Annotated in this window: 17 protein-coding genes; 9 read left to right on the top strand and 8 right to left on the bottom strand. The window is 62.7% G+C overall.

Going from position 1 to position 19,021, the window contains the following annotated elements:
* The first annotated feature begins 19 nt into the window (after positions 1-19).
* From RCH10_RS01075 to RCH10_RS01055, 5 genes are read left to right on the top strand one after another with little or no spacing between them, the layout of a single operon-like run.
* Positions 20-1,582, top strand: coding sequence for a sugar ABC transporter ATP-binding protein (locus RCH10_RS01075; RefSeq protein WP_409050912.1), 1,563 nt, complete (start codon positions 20-22; stop codon positions 1,580-1,582).
* Positions 1,579-2,610 carry an ABC transporter permease gene (locus tag RCH10_RS01070; protein WP_409050911.1) on the top strand — a complete coding sequence of 344 codons (1,032 nt, stop codon included), beginning with the start codon at positions 1,579-1,581 and terminating at the stop codon, positions 2,608-2,610. The genes RCH10_RS01075 and RCH10_RS01070 overlap by 4 nt, the downstream gene beginning before the upstream one ends.
* Before the next feature lie 40 nt (positions 2,611-2,650).
* The gene (locus RCH10_RS01065; protein ID WP_187053708.1) at positions 2,651-3,658 is read left to right on the top strand and encodes a dihydroxyacetone kinase subunit DhaK; all 1,008 of its coding nucleotides are present in this window, start codon (positions 2,651-2,653) and stop codon (positions 3,656-3,658) included.
* Between the two features lie 7 nt (positions 3,659-3,665).
* Positions 3,666-4,319 carry a dihydroxyacetone kinase subunit L gene (locus RCH10_RS01060; RefSeq protein WP_409050910.1) on the top strand — a complete coding sequence of 218 codons (654 nt, stop codon included), beginning with the start codon at positions 3,666-3,668 and terminating at the stop codon, positions 4,317-4,319.
* The gene (locus tag RCH10_RS01055) at positions 4,316-4,444 is read left to right on the top strand and encodes an NAD(P)-binding domain-containing protein (protein WP_409050909.1); all 129 of its coding nucleotides are present in this window, start codon (positions 4,316-4,318) and stop codon (positions 4,442-4,444) included. Before RCH10_RS01060 ends, RCH10_RS01055 begins: the two co-directional genes overlap by 4 nt.
* 13 nt (positions 4,445-4,457) lie before the next feature.
* On the opposite strand, the gene RCH10_RS01050 is transcribed toward RCH10_RS01055, so the two are convergent.
* From RCH10_RS01050 to RCH10_RS01030, 5 genes are read right to left on the bottom strand one after another with little or no spacing between them, the layout of a single operon-like run.
* On the bottom strand, positions 4,458-6,044 hold the full coding sequence (locus tag RCH10_RS01050) for an FAD-dependent oxidoreductase (protein ID WP_409050908.1): 1,587 nt from the start codon (positions 6,042-6,044) through the stop codon (positions 4,458-4,460).
* Entirely contained in the window at positions 6,041-7,576 is a 1,536-nt protein-coding gene (locus RCH10_RS01045; protein ID WP_409050907.1) for a polyamine aminopropyltransferase, read from the bottom strand. The genes RCH10_RS01050 and RCH10_RS01045 overlap by 4 nt, the downstream gene beginning before the upstream one ends.
* 11 nt (positions 7,577-7,587) lie before the next feature.
* A complete protein-coding gene (locus RCH10_RS01040; RefSeq protein ID WP_187053712.1) occupies positions 7,588-7,806 on the bottom strand; it encodes a DUF350 domain-containing protein in 219 nt (72 codons plus the stop codon).
* A 27-nt stretch (positions 7,807-7,833) separates the two neighbouring features.
* Complete coding sequence (locus RCH10_RS01035; protein ID WP_409050906.1) at positions 7,834-9,318, bottom strand: DUF4178 domain-containing protein; 1,485 nt, start codon at positions 9,316-9,318, stop codon at positions 7,834-7,836.
* Between the two features lie 43 nt (positions 9,319-9,361).
* Positions 9,362-10,423, bottom strand: coding sequence for an SPFH domain-containing protein (locus tag RCH10_RS01030; protein ID WP_409050905.1), 1,062 nt, complete (start codon positions 10,421-10,423; stop codon positions 9,362-9,364).
* Between the two features lie 190 nt (positions 10,424-10,613).
* On the opposite strand from RCH10_RS01030, the gene RCH10_RS01025 reads away from it, so the two are divergent.
* The 4 genes from RCH10_RS01025 (at position 10,614) to RCH10_RS01010 (ending at position 14,272) form a co-directional block, all read left to right on the top strand.
* A complete protein-coding gene (locus RCH10_RS01025) occupies positions 10,614-12,962 on the top strand; it encodes an NADP-dependent malic enzyme (RefSeq protein ID WP_323496734.1) in 2,349 nt (782 codons plus the stop codon).
* A gap of 203 nt (positions 12,963-13,165) precedes the next feature.
* Complete coding sequence (locus tag RCH10_RS01020; RefSeq protein WP_409050904.1) at positions 13,166-13,579, top strand: ribonuclease domain-containing protein; 414 nt, start codon at positions 13,166-13,168, stop codon at positions 13,577-13,579.
* A gap of 64 nt (positions 13,580-13,643) precedes the next feature.
* Positions 13,644-14,078 (top strand): barstar family protein, encoded by a 435-nt coding sequence (locus RCH10_RS01015; protein ID WP_261802611.1) that lies wholly within the window; start codon positions 13,644-13,646, stop codon positions 14,076-14,078.
* Entirely contained in the window at positions 14,057-14,272 is a 216-nt protein-coding gene (locus RCH10_RS01010) for a hypothetical protein (protein WP_409050903.1), read from the top strand. The genes RCH10_RS01015 and RCH10_RS01010 overlap by 22 nt, the downstream gene beginning before the upstream one ends.
* Before the next feature lie 48 nt (positions 14,273-14,320).
* Here RCH10_RS01010 and rsmA read toward each other — a convergent pair whose 3' ends face one another.
* The 3 genes from rsmA to RCH10_RS00995 are packed head-to-tail and all read right to left on the bottom strand — an operon-like array spanning position 14,321 to position 18,960.
* Positions 14,321-15,118 (bottom strand): 16S rRNA (adenine(1518)-N(6)/adenine(1519)-N(6))-dimethyltransferase RsmA, encoded by a 798-nt coding sequence (gene rsmA, locus RCH10_RS01005; protein ID WP_409050902.1) that lies wholly within the window; start codon positions 15,116-15,118, stop codon positions 14,321-14,323.
* Position 15,119: 1 nt separating this feature from the next.
* Positions 15,120-16,535, bottom strand: coding sequence for a peptidylprolyl isomerase (locus RCH10_RS01000; RefSeq protein ID WP_409050901.1), 1,416 nt, complete (start codon positions 16,533-16,535; stop codon positions 15,120-15,122).
* Positions 16,536-16,557: 22 nt separating this feature from the next.
* Positions 16,558-18,960 carry an LPS-assembly protein LptD gene (locus RCH10_RS00995; RefSeq protein ID WP_409050900.1) on the bottom strand — a complete coding sequence of 801 codons (2,403 nt, stop codon included), beginning with the start codon at positions 18,958-18,960 and terminating at the stop codon, positions 16,558-16,560.
* Between the last annotated feature and the right edge of the window lie 61 nt (positions 18,961-19,021).

Genomic DNA, 19,021 nt, shown 5'->3' with positions numbered 1-19,021 from the left:
AAGCGAAGCGGGCCAGACGATGGAACCACGGCAAAGCTCAGACGAGGTTGCGACTGCGCCCGCATTTCTTAAAGTACAAGGCATCCACAAACGGTTTGGGGGCGTGCATGCACTGCGTGGCATCGACCTTCGCATTGAACGGGGTGAGATTTATCACCTGCTCGGTGAAAACGGCTGCGGCAAGAGCACGCTGATCAAGATCATCTCGGGCGCGCAGCCGCCCGATGAAGGCGTCATCTGGCTCGATGGCACGGCTTTCAGCTCACTGACGCCGATCGAGTCGCTGACGGCGGGCATCGAAACGGTATATCAGGACTTGTCGCTGATACCCAATATGACGGTCGCCGAAAATGTGGCCTTGTCGGAGCAATTGGTGCGCTACGGCGGCCGGCTGGCACGGCGTCTGGATCGCAATGCGATGCGATCGACAGCGCGCCGCGCCCTCGCCTCGGTCGACCTGGCGACGGACGACGTGTTTCTGGACACGATCGTCGCCGACTTGCCACTGGCCGTTCGGCAACTCCTGGCCATCGCGCGCGCCATTGCCACGCGGGCCAAGCTGGTCATCATGGACGAGCCCACCACCTCGCTGACCCGAAAGGAAGTGGACAACCTGATCCGCGTGGTGGACGAACTTCGGCGAGAACGGGTGGCGGTTCTATTTGTGACCCACAAGCTCGACGAGTGCTATCGAATTGGCGGCAACGCAATCGTTTTTCGTGATGGGCAATGCGTGGCCCAAGGGCCCGTCCATAGCTACTCGAAGTCCGAGCTCGGCCAGCTGATGACCGGCAAGGTCATCGACGGAAGCCGATACCGGCGCGGCAGTCCAGATGGGCAGCTTTTGTTGAGAGTCGATAACCTTGGTTATGGAGACTCTTTTCGGGGCGTGAGTTTTCAATTGGCCCGCGGCGAAGTGCTTGGCATTACAGGATTGATGGACTCCGGGCGAAACGAGCTCGCATTGGCCATTGCCGGCGTGCTCGGTGCAACTTCCGGCACCATCAGCATGGAAGGAACGCGTGTCGCATTGAACCAACCGTCGGACGCGATCGAACACGGGATCGGTTACGTGCCGGAGGATCGACTGGCTGAAGGACTGTTCCTGGACAAGCCCATCCTGATCAACATGAGCGCACTGATCCTGGACCGATTGAAAAACCGCCTGGGGCTGCTCAACAGACCCAAGGCGCGATCGATTGCCGAAGGGCTGGTCGCCGAGCTGCGCGTCATGACGCCGAGTGTCGATCTCCCGGTGCAATCGCTTTCAGGCGGCAACCAGCAACGCGTTCTGATCGGACGATGGCTCACGATCCAGCCCAAACTGCTGCTGCTCCACGGCCCGACTGTCGGTGTCGACGTCGGCTCCAAAGACACGATCTACAAAGCCATCCAGGCGCTGGCCGAAAAAGGAATGGCGCTCATCGTCATCAGCGACGATCTCCCGGAACTGCTGCAAAACTGCGACCGCATTCTGGTGATGCGTCACGGCCAGGTCGCGCGGGAATTTGCGGCCGCCGATGCCGACGAGGAAAGCCTGTACGACACCATGGTGGCTGCGCAACAAGAGACCGCTTCATGACATCGGCCAACATCGTGATCGTCGCTCCGCCGACACGCTTGCCGTGGCCGATCCGGTTGCGGTTGCGCCTCGACCGGCGTCCCGAGCTTTTCACCTTGTTCCTGCTGGTGTGTCTGTGTGCATTCGTCGGGATTGCCAATCCGGACTTCTTCCAGGCCGCGACTCTTTTCGACCTCGCACGCTCGAGCGTGGTCACCGGGCTGTTTGCGCTGGGCGTGTTCGTTATTTTGGCGGCGGGTGGCATCGATGTGTCCTTCACGGCAATCGCCGCACTCTCGATGTATTCGGTCACGCAACTGGTGGTGACGCACTTCCCGAGCGCGCCACTGATACTGGTGTTCGCCGCCGCAGCGCTGGGCGGCGGCGTGCTCGGCCTGATCAACGGCTTCCTGGTCCACGAACTCAAAGCGCCATCGCTCATCGTCACCATCGGCACTCAGTACTTGTTCAGAGGATTTCTTCTGACCTTCATCGGTACGGCATGGGTCGCTTCGTTACCCGATCAAATGGACCATTTCGGCAAACTCGCCTTGATCGAGTTCGTCTCCGTACGCGGCACCAAAGCCATGTTGCCGGCGTTCTTCCTGGCGTTGCCTGCAGCCGCCGGCCTCACTTGGTGGATCCTCAATCGGACCCTCATGGGGCGCGCCATCTTTGCCACTGGCGGCAGTCGCGACGTGGCAGAGCGCCTGGGCTATAACTTGCGCGCGGTGCACTTCTTCATCTTTGCCTACACCGGCGCTCTGGCCGGGGTGGCGGGAATGATCCATGTCTGCAGCAGCCGAATGGCCAACCCGTTCGACCTGGTCGGGATGGAGATCGACGTCATCGCCGCGGTCGTGTTGGGCGGTGCGCGCATCACCGGTGGTACCGGGACAGTTACGGGCACTGTGCTGGGCGTGGTGCTGGTCGTGGTCATCAACAACGTACTGATCATGGCGGGCGTGCCGAGCACTTGGCAACGCCTCGTTGTCGGCGCCTTCATTCTGGTTGCAGGTGCGTTCTTTGTGGTGCGCCGCCGGCGTTGACCGTGCCAAGCGCAAGAACGAAAAACATAAGGAGAAGAATATGAAGAAGTTTTTAAACCAAGCCGAAGACTTCGTCGACGAAATGCTCGACGGCATCTACACCGCTCACCCAAAGCAGGTCGGCTTCGTGGCGCAGGACCGCCGATGCCTGGTGTCAACGCAGCCGCGTATCAAGGGCAAGGTCGGCCTTGCGACCGGCGGTGGCTCGGGGCACTTGCCGTTGTTCCTGGGCTTCGTGGGCGCGGGTCTGCTGGACGGCGCCGCTGTCGGCGGCGTCTTCCAATCGCCGAGCGCCGACCAGATGTACGAAGTTACCAAAGCCATCGATCAGGGTGCCGGTGTGCTCTATATCTACGGCAATTACACCGGCGATATCCTGAACTTCGACATGGCCACCGAAATGGCCGAAATGGAAAATATTCGGGTGTTGTCTGTGGTCGGCAACGACGACGTCGCTTCTTCGCCGCCAGGGCAGGAACACAAGCGGCGTGGTGTTGCCGGCACATTCTTCGTGTTCAAGGCAGCTGGCGCCGCAGCGAGCGAAGGCATGGCCTTGGACGAAGTCAAGCGCGTTGCCGAAAAGGCCAAGGCCAATACACGCACCATGGGCGTGGCACTGAGCAGCTGCATCGTGCCGGAGGTCGGCCACGCGACGTTTTCCATCGGTGAAGAGGAGATGGAAATCGGTATGGGAATTCATGGCGAGCCAGGCATTCGGCGCGGCCCGTTGTTGTCGGCCGACGCGGTGGTCGACGAGATGATGCGACCCATCCTGGCTGAACGTCCTCTGGGCAAAGGCGACGAAGTCGTCGTGCTGGTGAACGGTCTCGGAGCGACGCCCAAGGAGGAGTTGTACATCCTCTTTCGGCGAGTCTCGGGGATTCTGAAAGAGCGCGGAGTTTCAATCTTTCACGCCTACGTAGGCGAGTTCGCCACCGCGATGGAAATGGCGGGTGCATCGATCTCTCTGCTCTATTTGGACGATGAACTCAAGCGACTGATTGCGGCGCCAGCGCAGTCTCCATTCTTCATGCAGAACCCGTTGTGAGGCTTGCATGATGCAGAGCATTGGAAAGACCGATCTGGCCGGACTGTTCGAACGCCTGCGTGACGTTTTTGCCCAGCAACGCGCATTCCTGATCGAGCTCGATGGAAAGGTCGGCGACAGCGACTTGGGCATCACGATGAACAAGGCCTTTGCCGCTGCCTTCGTCTCGGTCCAGGCCAACACGGGCGATTCAATCGGCAAGACACTGCAGCTTGCCGGTATGGCGATCGCCAAGGCAGCGCCATCGACCATGGGCACGTTGACCGCGACCGGTTTCATGAGTGGCGGCAAGGCTCTGAGCGAGTGCCTCACGCTTTCCACTGCCGAATGGAGTGTGTTCTGGCGGGCCTATCACGATGCCGTGGCGCAACGCGGCAAGGCGCAGCCGGGCGACAAGACGGTGGTCGATGTGCTCGGTCCGATTGCAGCCTCGCTCGAATCGTCAGCAAAGACGCAATCGCCGCTGCCGGATGCGCTGACGCTGGCAACCGAGGTCGCGGCGCAAGCACTAGAAGCGACCCGCACCATGGTGGCTCAGCATGGCAAAGCCGCCTGCTTCCAGGAGCAATCGCTGGGCCTGCAGGATGCGGGCGCGACGGTAGGGTTCCTGCTCATCGACACGCTGCGGGCCTTCGCCACGCAAGACGAAAGCACGAAATGAAAATTGCGATCATCGGCACCGGCGTCATGGGTACCGGGGTGGGGCTGACCGTCCACAAAAAAGGCCACGAAGTGCGGTGCTACAACCGCAGCGCTCCCAACGCTGAGACTTTGAAAGACGCCTGAAGAGCCACTGTCTTCAAGAGTCGAGTCCTGCGAAGTGACCGCGCGTGAAAGCCTCTTCGAAGATCGAATAGCCCGACCAGTCCGCGTGCGCGAAGGCCAGTCGGCCGCTCACGATGCGTTCTCTTCTTTGCGCGGCACCCAATTGGGTCAGCAGCCCCGGCGTCGGCATTGCCATGGCATGCCCGTAGCGCGTGATGTCGATGCGCGTCGTGAGCGCCGGCAAATCGGGATGGGGCACCGACAACTCCGTCAGCAAGTCGTCGCGCCACCCGGACCACGGCCGCTCGAGCAGCAGCTTTCGACCGTCGTCGGTATCGCTCGCGCTAGGGCCCAGCGGCCGGTACCAGCTCAGCACGGTCGGTGCCGGTGTCGGGTCCAGCGTTTGATGGCGCGCGTCGACGTAGCCCAGGCCGGGCGTGCCGTAGACGAGGTTATCCCAGCTTGGCGCGGCCCCGTGGCCGTTGTCCGCCAACGGCGCGCGCAGGTGCATGTTGGCGACGAGCCACGGCGCATAGCGCACGTTCGCCGCTGCGTTGCGAAGAACGGCAGGCGGGTTCTCGACCACACGTGCCGCGATGAAAACCGGCAACGCGACGATGCAACGTTCGGCCTCCCAGCGCACCATCGTTTTCGTCGCGGCATCGAATGCATCGACCTCGACGCCGGATCGCGATTCGGCAATGCGCGTGACAGCATGTGCCACTTTGATCCGGTCGCCGAGTGGCGCGACCAAACGACGCGCGAGCCAGGCATTGCCTTCGGGCCATGTCAACACAGCGTCGCGTTCTCCGCTGTCGTCGCCTGGCGCATGGAAGCCATGTCGACTCGCGAAGTAATGGATGCCAGCCCAGGCCGAGACGTGTGCGAGGCCAGCGCCGTAGTCGTCGCGGCAGCAATAGTCGAGGTACCAGCGCAGATGCGCGTCAACGAGGCCTTCGGGGTCGAGCCATGCCGCGAAGCTGACCGCATCGAGCGCCAGCATCTCGGGCGTCGCTGCGATCTTTGCCATGGGGATGGCGAACCGCGTCTTGCGCTGCAACGCTTCGACGCGTGAAGCAAAGAGTCTGTACTGCGCGAGCGTCGACTCGGTCACGCCATGCACCGGCAGCAGGCCTTCTTGCCACTCGCCTTGAAAGAACAGCCGCTCCTGTGGGCTGTGGCACAAGTTGCGCTCGTCGTATTCCCAACGGCCACTCACGCGCTTGCGCAGGCCGAGTTCTTCGAGCAGGTCTTGCACTTCGCTCGCGTCATCGCCGGGCACCGGCAGGTAGTGGGCACCGAGTGGGCAGGCGATGCCTTCCACCATGCCGCCGCGGCTGTTGCCGCCAGCGCTGTCTTCGAGTTCGAGCAGCACGAAGTCATCGATGCCGGAAAGTCGCAGTGCGCGCGCGGCGGCCAGGCCCGCCACGCCGCCGCCAGCGATCACCACGCGCGTGCGGCGCACCGTTGTCGGCGCCGCATTCTTCAGCGCGCCATCGCGCAGCGCATGGCCCCGTGCCACGTCGATGCCGGTGAAGCCGCCCTCGATCGACAGCGGCGCGGCGCAGCCCGCGAGCGTCAGCGCACCCGCCGTCGCAGCGATGAAATCCCGGCGTTTCAATGCGCGACCACCTTGCCCCACTCGCTTTCGTAGGTGGTAACCAGGATCTGATTCGACAGTCGATTGACCTCGGTCGGCACGCGTGCCATGTCGAGTGGAAAGTCGAACATCAGCGGCAAGGTCGCCGCCGACAGAAAGCGCAAGCCGCCAGGCAACGTATCGGGTGCGCGCCACGGCCGCCGGCTCGCAATGATGAAACCCCATTCGCCAAAGCTAGGCACATGCACGTGATACGGCGTGGCAGTGAGCCCAACCGATTCGATGGTCGTCGCGACGGTCCAGAAACTCTTGCGCGCAACCAGCGGGGACGTGGTCTGGATCACTGCATAGCCGCTCGCAGAAAGCCGCTTTTCGAGCAGCGCGTAGAAGCTGTTCGTGTACAGCTTGCCGATCGCGAAGTTGGTCGGGTCCGGGAAGTCGACGACGATGACATCGAACATGTCTCCCGGCTGCTGCAGCCATTGGAAGGCATCGGTGTTGACGATCTTCACCTTGGGCGATTTCAGCGAACCGCCGTTGAGTGCGGCCAGCGTTTCATGGTCGGTGAAGAGCTTGGTCATGTTCGGGTCGAGCTCGACCAATGTCACCTGTTCGACCGACGGGTATTTGAGTATTTCGCGCACGGCCATGCCGTCGCCGCCGCCCAAGACTGCGACTCGCTTGGGTGCACCTTGCGCCGCCATCACCGGATGCACCAACGCCTCGTGATAACGGTACTCGTCGCGCTCGGCGAATTGCAGATTGCCGTTCAGGAACAGGCGATGCCCCAGCAGGCCGCGCGTGACGACGATGCGCTGGTACGGTGACGTGTCGCTGAACACGATGCGGTCTTGATAGAACTTGTCTTCGGCGAGCGTCGTGATGTGGTTGGCGAACACGAAGGCTGTGCCGATCGCGATCAGCGCCAATGCACAAGCCGTTGCATGCGCACCGATGCCGCGCAGCTCATGGCGGAACAGCCAGAGCGCCCACACGGCCACCGCCGCATTCATGAAGCCGAACAGCAGGCCGGTGCGGATCATGCCGAGCTGCGGCACCAGCAACAGCGGAAAAGCGATCGACACAGCCAATGCGCCGAGGTAGTCGAAGGTCAGCACCTGCGACACCAGATCTTTCAGCAGCACGTTGCGCCGAAGGATGCGCATGACCAGCGGAATCTCCAGCCCGACCAGCGTGCCGACAATCATCACGAGCCCGTAGAGCAGCAGTCGAAACGAACCCGGCAGGTACGCGTTGGCGAGAAAGAGGATGGCCGGCAACGAGCCGCCGACGACCGCCACCAGCAGTTCGATGCGCAGAAAGTGCGCGGGCAACTGCCGATCGAAATAGCGCGAGAGCCACGAGCCCACGCCCATGGCAAACAGATAGGTGCCGATGATGGTGCTGAACTGCAGCACCGAGTCGCCCAGCAGGTAGGAACTCAGCGCTGCTGCGCTCAGCTCGTACACCAGCCCGCAGGCCGCGACGACGAAGACGCTGGCGAGCAGCGCGATTTCGACGGGCTGCGGGCCAGTCGAGCGAGGCCCGTTCAACGCACTGTCCGTCAATGAATCGCAGCGGCAACGATGATGCAGATGCCCAGGCTCATGGCGGCAACCACCAGCCCCAAGGCCACGTTGTGCTTCTCGACGATCTCGTGCCAGAGGTCGTAGGGCGTGAGCTTGTCGATGATCAAAAAGCACAGCCAGAAGATCAGCACGCCGATCAGCGCGAAGACCAGCGACGACAGGATCACGCCCGGCTTCAAATATTCAAATCCCATGATGAGGACTTCCGGAAAAAATGGGTGTCATTTGTGGCCACCACCACTCGAAAAACCGCCGTATGAGCCGCCCGAGCTGCGTGAGCCGCCCGACGAGCTGCTGCAAGTGCTCAGGATGATCAACAGAACAACGATCACCACACCGATCAGGATGATGGTGCCGCAGCCCAGGCCAGATCCCAACGCAGCACTCACCGGCAGCACGTCGCCGCGCTTAAACATGTCCTTCTTCGCGTCGAGCTTGAACGCGCTGGCCACCGTCGCGCTGTCGAGCTTGCCACCGGACGACCATGTCAGCTCGTTGGCCGAGCGTTCCATCGACAGCAGCGTGGCGCCGGCCGCGAAGTCGCGGTTGAAAGTCTTTTGTCCACGCTCGACCTTCCAGTAGAACTCGCCCGCCACATAGGTCGTCTCGGCGTTGTAGGCGTACTGCTGCTGAAAGCGCTTGCCCATGTACGTGGCAGCGGAACCGCTTTCGGCCATGGTGGGCGCGCCGGTGGTCGGCTGCACCATGCTCCAGCCGTCGGTCGCGTCGACCAGAAAGCTGAAGCCACGCTTCTTGTTGTAGAGCAGGTATTCGTCCCAGCCGAACATCTCGTCGTCGCCGGGCTCCTGCCCCATTCGATGCTGAAACCCAACCACCTGCCACGACGCGCCTTGCAGCTGCCCGAGTGCACCGAGCGCGATGAGCGGGCGCACCGGCTCGGCTTGCTCGGCGTGCTTCAGTTCACCGCCGATCCCCTGCGTCAGGTCGATGATGCTGTTGCACGCGCGGCAGGTGATGGTCTTGCTGTCGGCGAAGTTGACGGTGACCGGCGCGCCGCAGTTCGGGCAATTGAAGCCGCGGCCTTTTTCTTCCTTGCCCGACTCGTCCCGCAAGCCGGTGAGCTTCAGGTCGTCGAGCAACACAGACCGACCCAGGCTGGCCGCGGGCGGCATGCTGCCGTAGTCCAGACTCAGCACCAGGCCCTGGTCGTTGCGCAGCTCGACCATCGCGAACGGTTTGCCGAGATCGGGCAGCTTCGGCAGCTCGCCTTGCGCCGACACCAGCGTCACTTGCTGGTTCGACGCGACGGTGTAGTTCTGGCCGTTGAACGCGGTGGTCGCGCCGACGACCAATGCTCCGGCCGACGGCGCCGGCTGTTTCAGTTCGTACGGCAGCGTGAAGACGTGGGCGCCGTTGTCTTCGCTGAGCGTGCCCGTGCGGTCGCCGTCGAGTTGCGCGATCCACTCGGTCCAGCGGCCGCCTTCGTAGGCGTACTGCAGACGACCGACCAGCGTGAAGGGCTTGTCCTGGATGCGGCCCGCGGAAAAGAGCTGCAGCGGGCTGAAGTCGTCGAACAGCTCGGCCATTTTGCCGATGCGCGCCAGCGTTTCGCCCTGTCGCACGACAGTGCTCTGGCAATAAGCGCAAACGGCGAACGTCGACTGCGCCGACCGGAATTCGACCGGCGCGCCGCAGCCGGGACACGGCGCGCGGTAGTAGCGCTGGCTGCCGGTATCGTCAGCCACGGCACACGCGCCATGGGGGCGCTGTCAGGACCATGTCGCGGGTCTAGACAAGCTTCTTGAGCAGGTCGGCCTTCTTGGCGTCGAACTCTTCCTGCGTGAGGATGCCCTTGGTCTTGAGCTCGCCGAGCTTTTCGAGCGTGGTCATGACATCGGCGGGGCTGACGACCGCGATCGACGATTGCGCAGCCGCTGCGGCAGCGCTCGCGGCGGCTGTGGCGTTGTTGTTCGGATTCAGGCCCTGCGCCAGGTTCTGCGCCATCACCTGACCGAGCGCCACACCGGCCCCCAGGCCCATCGCGTCGCCCGCGATGCCACCGCCGCTGGCCGAGCCCTCGGCAAACTTCGGAATCGCCTGCGCGGTCTGGTACTGCATGAACTTTCCCATGTCGTTGCCGACCATGCCCATGCCGATCTTCTGGTCGAGGATCTTCTGCAGCTCTTCCGGCAGCGACACGTTCTGCACCGTGATGTTCTCGAGCTTGATGCCGATCTTCTCGAACTCGGGCACGAGTTGCGCGGCCAACGCTTGCGCAAAGCTGATCTGGTTGGCCGCCAGGTCGAGAAACGGCACGCCGCTGGAGGCGATAGCGTTGCTGATGTTCTGCAGCACGATGCCGCGCAACTGGCCATCTAGATCGGTCACGCTATAGATGTCGCGCGTGCCCGAAATCTCGTTATAAAACAGCTTGGGGTCGGCAATCCGATAGCTGTAGTTGCCAAAGGCTCGCACACGCACCGCGCCGAAGTCCTTGTCGCGGATCGTGATGGGCTGCGGCGTTCCCCACTTCTGGTCGATCTGCTGGCGCGTGCTGAAAAAGTAGACGTCGCTTTTGAATGGCGACTCGAAGAGCTTGTCCCAGTTCTTCAGGTACGTGAGCACCGGCAGCGTCTGCGTGGTGAGCTTGTACATGCCGGGCCCGAAGACGTCGGCGACCTTGCCCTCGTTCACGAACAGTGCGATCTGCGATTCGCGCACGGTAAGCGAGCCGCCGTTCTGGATTTCCATCTCCGCCATCGGGAAGCGCCAGGCCAGCGTGCCATCGCCGGTCTCGGCCCACTGGATGATGTCGATGAACTGTTTCTTGATGAAATCCATCAGCGCCATGGTCGCTCCTCGTCCGGAATATGCCGGGGTGATTTTTGACCTGGGGATATTGCCACATTGCCCCGCACGGCCACACGGATTTCGGGCGTGCTCGGCTCTGCCATGCGGCCTATGTCCGGCGGGGTCGGGGTCTACAATCGGCGCCCCCAGAAGAAGCGCGATTGCAGCGCAGCCCAAGGAGCCCAGGCCCATGTTCGAATCGACCCCCGCCACCCCGTCCGCGCCTTCTGCCGAGGACAAACGCGCCGAGCTGCGGCGCGCCGCGCTGGAGTATCACGAGTTCCCGGTGCCCGGCAAGATCGCCATCGCGGCGACCAAGCAAATGGTCAACCAGCGCGACCTGTCGCTGGCGTATTCGCCAGGCGTCGCCGCCCCTTGCGAAGAGATCGTCAAAGACCCACTCAACGCCTTCAAGTACACCTCGCGCGGCAACCTGGTCGGCGTGATCACCAACGGCACCGCTGTGCTCGGGCTCGGCGACATCGGCGCGCTGGCTTCCAAGCCGGTGATGGAGGGCAAGGGCGTACTCTTCAAGAAGTTCGCAGGCGTCGACGTGTTCGACATCGAGATCGACGAGAAAGACCCTGCCAAGCTGGTCGAGATCATCGCGTCGCTGGAGCCGACCTTTGGCGCCATCAACCTCGAAGACATCAAGGCACCCGACTGCTTCTACGTCGAGCGCGAGCTGCGCAAGCGGATGAAGATCCCGGTGTTCCACGACGACCAGCACGGCACCGCGATCACGGTTGCCGCCGCAATGCTCAACGGCCTCAAGGTCGCGGGCAAAGACATCGGGCAGGTCAAGCTCGTCACGTCAGGCGCCGGTGCCGCCGCGCTCGCCTGCTTGAACTTGCTGCTCAAGGTCGGCCTGAAGCGCGAGAACGTCTACGTGACCGACCTTGCGGGCGTCGTCTACGAAGGCCGCACCGAGCTGATGGACGACGACAAGCGCCAGTACATGCAGAACACCGAAGCGCGCTCGCTGTCGGACGTGATCGAAGGCGCGGACGTGTTTCTGGGCCTCTCTGCAGGCGGCGTGCTGAAGCCGGCGATGGTCGCCAAGATGGCGCCCCGCCCGGTGATCTTCGCGCTGGCCAATCCCAACCCCGAGATCGCACCTGAGGACGCGCATGCGGTGCGCGACGACCTGATCATGGCGACCGGCCGCACCGACTACCCGAACCAGGTCAACAACGTCCTGTGCTTCCCGTACATCTTTCGTGGCGCGCTCGACTGCGGCGCGACGACGATCACCGACGAGATGGAAATTGCCGCAGTGCGCGCGATCGCCGAGCTGGCGCAAGCCGAGCAGAGCGAACGCGTGGCCGCAGCGTACGTTGGCGAGAAGCTCAGCTTCGGCCCCGAGTACCTGATCCCCAAGCCCTTCGATCCGCGGCTGATGATGAAGATCGCACCGGCCGTGGCGCAAGCTGCGGCCGACAGCGGCGTCGCGTCGCGCCCCATCAAGGACATGGACGCCTACCGCGACAAGTTGCAAAGCTTCGTCTACGCGTCGGGCACGACGATGAAGCCGATCTTCGACGCCGCCAAGCGCGCGACGAAAAAGCGCGTGGCATTTTCGGAGGGTGAAGAGGAGCGCGTGTTGCGCGCCGTACAGATCGTGGTCGACGAAGGCTTGGCGCGGCCGACGCTCATCGGCCGGCCGTCGATCATCGCGCAACGCATCGAGAAGTTCGGGTTGCGACTGAAGGAAGAGCTCGACTACGACATCGTCAACGTCGAGCAAGACCACCGCTACCGCGACTTCTGGCAGACCTATCACCGCATGACCGAGCGCGAAGGCACGACGGTGCAAACCGCGAAGATCGAGATGCGCCGCCGACTGACGTTGATCGGCGCGATGCTGCTGCACAAAGGTGAGGTCGATGGCCTGATCTGCGGCACTTGGGGCACGACGCACACGCATCTGCATTACATCGACCAGGTGATCGGCAAGCGACCTGGCGGATGCGAGAGCACGCCGCAGGACGTGCCGGTCTATGCCTGCATGAACGGCCTGCTGCTGCCGGATCGCCAGGTGTTCCTCGTCGACACGCACGTCAACTACGACCCGAGCCCGGAAGAACTGGCCGAAATTACGACCATGGCGGCGGAGGAAATGCTGCGCTTCGGGCTCAAGCCCAAGGCCGCGCTGCTGTCGCATTCGAACTTCGGCACCAGCAACGAGCCCAGCGCCCTCAAGATGCGCAAAACACTCGCGCTGCTGCGCGTGCAAGCGCCCTGGCTTGAAGTCGACGGCGAAATGCACGGCGACGTGGCCCTGGACGGCAAACAGCGCGACGCTGTCATGCCCCACAGCGCGTTGGCGGGAAATGCCAATCTGCTGGTGTTCCCCAACATCGACGCAGCCAACATTTCATACAACCTGCTTAAAACGGCAGCAGGCGGCAACATCGCCATCGGCCCGGTCCTGCTGGGTGCGGCCAAACCTGTGCATATTCTGACGGCGAGCGCGACGGTGCGCCGCATCGTCAACATGACGGCGCTGACAGTCGCCGACGCCAACGTCGAAAGATAAGGCGCTGCACCGAAAGCGGGCGCCAACTTAGCGGCGCACTGCAGTCTTTGTACCCTGCTCAATCTTTGAGCAGGGTACTTGCTATTTGTGCCGAGCTGGTGCACACTGGCGGGCTTGAATTTTCGGGTTAACCCCAAGGTTAATCCACCAATTCAACTCCCGCTCTTTTCCCTCTGGTGCCCCTGGCGGTCACTGTCCAGTCAATGGCCTCGATCACGTTTTTTGCCTCGAAGTTTGCGTTCACCGGCTTGTTGCTGGCGGCGTTGGCGACGGGAACATCTGATGTCGAAGCCCGCGACTGGTTCAGTCGCCCAGCTGGTCAATCCGCGAAGGAATCGATTGCACTGACCGAACTGCCGACGCAGGGTCAGCGAACTTACGAATCAATTTTGAACGGTGGCCCGTTTGCTCACGACAAAGACGGCATGGTTTTCGGCAACCGAGAACGCCAGTTACCCACAGCCCGTCGCGGAAACTACCGCGAATACACGGTCGAAACCCCGGGGTCGCGTGATCGCGGCGCCAGACGAATCGTCTGCGCAGGCGAGCGCAGGACGCCCGACACCTGCTGGTACACGGCAGACCACTATGCAAGTTTCCGGCGCATCGTCCCATGAAGACCGCATGAACGATGAACTGTTGAGGGGAGCGACGCCTCGAAGCGTCATGACGAAAGAAGACATGTTGACGACAACTATGGAAAGACCAACGGAGATGACCTTATCCCTTCGTTCCGTGCGACCGAACATCGTGCAGTCGATTCGCGCATTCCGCGTCAACGATCTGCAGGAAGCAGCGCACGCGGCGGGCCAGCACTTTCTCTATGCGAATCTGGGCAACGCCCAGACCAAGCAGGACGTGCTCGACCTGATTGCCCAGCAGTTCACCTTCCCGGCGCATTTTGGGAAGAATTTCGACGCGCTGTACGACTGCATGACAGATCCGTTGCATAAATCGGGCCCGCAGCCCGGTTTCATCATCGTGCTCGAGCAGATTCCGGCCAACGCCAAGTTCGACAAGGAAGCACGCGAGCAACTGCTCGATATCTTCCGGGACGCCTCGGACTACTGGGGGGATCGAAAGATACCCTTCAGGTGCTTTTATTCTTTTCTGTAGCCCGTTCTGCACACACCAGCCAAGCAGAACGGGCGAAAGAGGCTTCGCAGGGCACCGACGTGCTCTCGGGCATCGACCTCACCGTCGACCCCGCAGCGGAAAAGATGCCGACCGACAAACTTGTCGATGTGTCGCCACTGGCGCTGCGCATGAGCAGCCCATTCAACTCCAACTATTGGCTTTCTGCTGCCTGAAGGCGGCCATAGAGGCAGCAAGAGAAAAGCCCGCAATGCGGGCTTTTCTCATTGTGTGACTTTCGTCGCGCAGTTTGGTGGCACCGCCTGGGCTAAAGCCACGTATTCCGCGACGGATACTTCTTCAGCGCGGCGCTGCGCATCGAACTCGCCTTCGAAGCCATGCGTCTCCAGCCATTTGCCCAATGTGTGGCGCATGATTTTCCGACGCTGGCTGAAGGCCACCTGGACGATCTCTCCGAGCCGCTTGACATCGACTGCCGGCGGAATGGCCAGCGGCACCATGCGCACGATGGCGCTGTCGACGCGTGGCGGCGGATCGAAGCTCTCGGGCGGTACGAACAGCACGTTGGCCATTTCGTAGCGCCACTGCAGCATCACGCTCAGGCGGCTGTAGTCGGACGTTGCCGGCTTGGCGACCATGCGATCGATCACTTCCTTTTGCAGCATGAAGTGCTGGTCAACCACCCGATGCGCCGAATCAAGCAAGTGAAACAGGATCGGCGTCGAGATGTTGTACGGCAGGTTGCCGACCACGCGAAGCCCCGTTGCCGGCGGCACCGCCAAGCGATCGGCCAAAGCACCGAAATCGACCTTCAACACATCCGACTCGATGACGTCGAGCTGACCATGAGCGCGCAACCTCACTGCCAGGTCGCGATCGAGCTCGATCACGGTAAGACGACCGAGACGCTCGACCAGCGGCTGCGTGAGTGCAGCGAGACCTGGGCCGATCTCGACCATGGCGTCACCCGGCTGCGGCGCGATCTCGTGCACGATCGCATCGATGATCCCGCCGTCGGTCAGAAAGTGCTGGCCGAAGCGCTTGCGCGGGATGTGCTTCACATCAACTTTGCGGCGGTTCGCGGTACTCGACGTACGCGCGGGCACGGACTTCTTGCGCCCAGGTTTCGAATGCTTCGTCAGCCTTCTTCTCACGCAACTCGGCACGCGCCGTTTCACGCTGCTCGGCCTGGCTGAGCTTGGATTCGCGACGCCCCTCGACCTGGATAAGGTGCACCCCAAAACGCGAGACCAGCGGGTCGCTGATCTGGCCGGGTGCCAACCGATCCATCGCTTCTTCGAACTCGGGCACGAACTGACCCGGTCGCGACCAGCCCAGCTCGCCGCCGTCCTTCGCGCTGCCATCTTGTGAGTTGTCGCGCGCCAAGGTCGCGAAATCAGCCGATCCGCTCTGGATGCGGCGCTTGTACTCGGCCAGTTTGGCCACCGCGTCAGCCGTTGGGACCTTGGGGTCGCTGCGCAGCAGGATGTGGCGCACTTGCGTTTGCGTGACCACGCCTTCGGCCGACCCGGCCTCGCCCTTGGCAAGCACCTTGATCACATGAAAACCAGCGCCCGAACGAACTGGCCCGGCAATGCCGTTGACCGCGACCGATTGCGTCGCCTCGACGAACAACGGCGGGTATTTGTCGGCGCTGCGCAAGCCGATGGCGCCGCCATTCACGCGTTCCGGAGAATCCGACAGGTCGCGTGCCAGTTTGGCGAAGTCTTCGCCCGCCTTGGCACGCTGCGCAATGCCCTGTGCCTTTTGCTGTGCCTTGGCGACATCCGCCGCGCTGGCACCGTCCGGCACCGCGACCAGGACCTGAGCCAGATTGATATCGGGTGCATTCGCTTTCGGGCTCAGCTTTTGCTCGCGCAGGTACTGGTCGACATCCAGGTCGGTGATCTTCAGCTTGTTGTCGACTTCCCGGTCGCGCAGGCGCGTCAGCGTCAGCTGATTGCGCAGGTCGCTACGGAACTCGTCGAGCGTGATGCCATCGGCCTGGACGCGGGCGCGCAACTCGCTCAGGCTGAGCTGGTTCTGGCGCGCCACGGTCTGCTCGGCCTGCTCGATCGCGACATCGTCGACGTTGACTCGTGTCTCTTTCGCGAGCTGCAATTGCGCACGCTCCAGGACAAGCCGCTCCAGCACCAGGCGCGCAAGTTCAGCTCGCGGCACGCGCTCGGCCTCAGCGTTTTCTTTCAACACGCGAGACATCCGCGACTGCACTTCGGTGTTGGTGATCGGCTCCGAATTGACCAGCGCCACGATGTACTCCGCCGAGCGCTGCACGGCCGGGCCGGACGCCGTCGCTGCAGGTGCTGCCGCACCCGGTGCGGGAGCCACACGCGGGCCGGTACGCATGATGTCGGTGATGCCGCGACCGCTTGGGCGAAAGCCTTGCGCCTGTGCGCTGGACGTAACGACCAATGTCGCAAAACAGGCCAGAGTAAGGGTGGATCGGATGTGGTTCATGGCAGATGTCCTGGCAGATGGCTCAGTCGTAATTGGTGAAGCGGCTCGCGCCGGGATAGGGCGCGCGCAAGGGCTGATAACGCTGAATGTTTTGCGTCAGCGTGCGCAGCGGGCTGGTGCCCACACTGGCAAAACCGACGAACTCGAGCTGGAACATGAGCCGCGTACCCGCTGAGACTTGGCCGGTGCTCAAACGTTCCAGCACCACGCGGCCGATCCAGCAGCAGCCGTCGTATTCGAAGCCGAGCACGCCATCGGTCAAGGTCTTGTCCTGGATGCTGTAGTTAAGGCGGCCGACCGCATACCAGCGCCCACCACCCGCACCGCGCCCCGGCCCCAGGTCTTTGCCCTTGTCGCCCCACAGGTCGTTCAGCGGCCACTGAAAGCCGACGTCGATCGACTTGTTGCCGTCGCTACCGCCGGCCGTCGTCGGCGCCTGGAAGCGGTATGACGCAGTGAGGTTGTGATACTGCTCCGGGCTGTAGCGTGCCGTGACCGCGGTGCGCACCGAACGGTGCGTGTCGGCGTTGTACTGGAACGTCGTGTCCAGGCTCCATTTCGACGTCCAGTTGATCTGGGCGCCCAGCAGCAGATCGCTCACCCCGGCCGGCGAGGCGACAGACGCAGCAGTCGATCCGGTGGCGGGCAGCGTCACGTCCTGGTCCCGGATGCGATACCGCTGTGCGATTCCGAAGCGCGCGGCCTCTGCACCGGTGTCGGCGTCGTACAGGCGCGTGGTCAGGCCGACCGTGAGCGCATTGGTGGCCGACACCCGGTCGTGCCCTGAAAACTCGTTCTCGGTGTAGACCGTCGCAAAGTTGAAGTCGTTGGACGCACTGTCGTAGATCGGCAAATTGCTCTGGTTGCGGTACGGCGTGTAGACGTAATAAGCGCGCGGTTCCAGCGTCTGGCGGAAGGCGCGCCCGAAGAAATTGGCATCGCGCTCAAAGATGAGGCCGCTGTCGAGGCTGAAGGTCGGCACCGTACTTGACGCGCTGGTCGAGCCGTTGGCCAGCGCTGAGTCGAGCTGGTAGCTGGCGGTGTGCAGCTTGAGCTTGGGGATGATGAAACCGCCCGAAGACAAGAGCGGCCGGCTGATCTCGCCCTCGGCGAACACGCGGTCGCCGTTGGGCTGCAGCTGCACCGACGGATCGGCCCTGAAGCGCGTGTAGTCGGTCGCCAGTTTGATGTCCAAGCCGTGCCAGTCATACTTGGCATAGTTGGCGGTGATCTGCGGCAGTCGATCGTACGGGGGCGTGATGGTCGAGGCGTCGTACTGCAGCGTCTGGTACTTGGTCGCGCCGAAAGCGCCGCTCCAGTCGTCCTTGCTCCAGTTGAGCGCGCCATTGGTCGCCAGCAGACGCGAGGTCAGCGACGGAGTGCGCGTGAAATCGCGCCAATAGTTGTCGTCGCTCACGCGGTTGATGTTGAACACCATGCCGAGCGAATCGAGCCCGAAAGGCTTGGGATCGAAGGTTTGCTCATGGTGCGTCCAAAGACCCCAGCGCTTGCGATCGCGCAGCTCGTCCGTCGGCATGTAGTCGAAGCGGATTTGGCCGGAGTACTTGTCCTCGAGGTATCGAAATTCGCTGCCCAGATTGACGCCGCGCTTGCTCATCAGGTCCGGATAGAAGGTCGCATCCCGGTTGGGCGCGATGTTCCAGTAATACGGCGCCGTGATGTCGATTCCGTTGACGCTGCTGATGCCCACCGTCGGCGGCAGGAAGCCGGTCTTGCGATCGTTGTTGAGCGGGAAGCTCATGGACGGCAGCGCCGGCGTGCTGATGCCCATGAAGCTAAGCCGAGCATCGGTCGCCACGCCGACGTTTTCTTCGGAGTCGGTGGTGAGCGTTGCCGCGGTTAGGAGCCAGGCCGGCATCCAGCCGGGATAGTCCTCGCGCCGACACGTGGTGTATGTCGCCTGGCGAGCGACCGACACGTTGCTGTCGACGAAATCGATTCGCTCGGCGTCGCCATGGGCACCCGTGGCGAGGAATCGATAACGCACGTTGTTGAAAAAACCCTCGAAGGTTTCGAGCTTCAACTCGAGCTCGGGGCCCTCGTAGACATTGCCCGCCTGATTCACGCGAACATTGCCACGAGCCTTGGCCAGATCGTCCGGCTGGTAGTACTCGAGGCGGTCGGCGTTGATGACGGTGTCGCCCCGTCGCATCGAGGCATGGCCTTCGACGATCGTTTCAAGATCGGGTCGGCCCGAAAGCTTGTCGCCATCGACAAAGCTCGGGAGCTGGCCCCGCTCGGCTGGCGGCAATGTTTCGGTGAGCTGCGGCGTGCGCTTGAGCATGAGCGGCGGATCGACGGCGGGCGCATCCTGCGCCAGCGCGCCGTGCGCATGCAGCAACGCAAGTGACAGCGCGGCCAGAGGCAGCGGCGCGCGGCGACGACGCCACATGGCTCGTTTCATTTCAGGCATCGGCACGGTGCAAGGGTTCGTCGGGAAACGGCGCAACTGGGCCGGTGGTTGC

Origin of the sequence: Variovorax sp. GrIS 2.14 (assembly GCF_046115955.1) — a bacterium.
In the GTDB taxonomy this organism is placed as follows: Bacteria; Pseudomonadota; Gammaproteobacteria; order Burkholderiales; family Burkholderiaceae_C; genus Variovorax.
Note: the sequence above shows the minus strand (reverse complement) of the source record. Positions and strands in the feature narration are given on the sequence as shown.

Excerpts from the sequence above, each read along its gene's own strand:
- RCH10_RS01075 (WP_409050912.1), top strand. The coding sequence starts at position 20 with ATGGAACCACGGCAAAGCTCAGACGAGGTTGCGACTGCGCCCGCATTT.
- RCH10_RS01070 (WP_409050911.1), top strand. The coding sequence starts at position 1,579 with ATGACATCGGCCAACATCGTGATCGTCGCTCCGCCGACACGCTTGCCG.
- RCH10_RS01065 (WP_187053708.1), top strand. The coding sequence starts at position 2,651 with ATGAAGAAGTTTTTAAACCAAGCCGAAGACTTCGTCGACGAAATGCTC.
- RCH10_RS01060 (WP_409050910.1), top strand. The coding sequence starts at position 3,666 with ATGATGCAGAGCATTGGAAAGACCGATCTGGCCGGACTGTTCGAACGC.
- RCH10_RS01055 (WP_409050909.1), top strand. The coding sequence starts at position 4,316 with ATGAAAATTGCGATCATCGGCACCGGCGTCATGGGTACCGGGGTGGGG.
- RCH10_RS01040 (WP_187053712.1), bottom strand. The coding sequence starts at position 7,806 with ATGGGATTTGAATATTTGAAGCCGGGCGTGATCCTGTCGTCGCTGGTC.
- RCH10_RS01030 (WP_409050905.1), bottom strand. The coding sequence starts at position 10,423 with ATGGCGCTGATGGATTTCATCAAGAAACAGTTCATCGACATCATCCAG.
- RCH10_RS01025 (WP_323496734.1), top strand. The coding sequence starts at position 10,614 with ATGTTCGAATCGACCCCCGCCACCCCGTCCGCGCCTTCTGCCGAGGAC.
- RCH10_RS01020 (WP_409050904.1), top strand. The coding sequence starts at position 13,166 with ATGGCCTCGATCACGTTTTTTGCCTCGAAGTTTGCGTTCACCGGCTTG.
- RCH10_RS01015 (WP_261802611.1), top strand. The coding sequence starts at position 13,644 with ATGTTGACGACAACTATGGAAAGACCAACGGAGATGACCTTATCCCTT.
- RCH10_RS01000 (WP_409050901.1), bottom strand. The coding sequence starts at position 16,535 with ATGAACCACATCCGATCCACCCTTACTCTGGCCTGTTTTGCGACATTG.
- RCH10_RS00995 (WP_409050900.1), bottom strand. The coding sequence starts at position 18,960 with ATGAAACGAGCCATGTGGCGTCGTCGCCGCGCGCCGCTGCCTCTGGCC.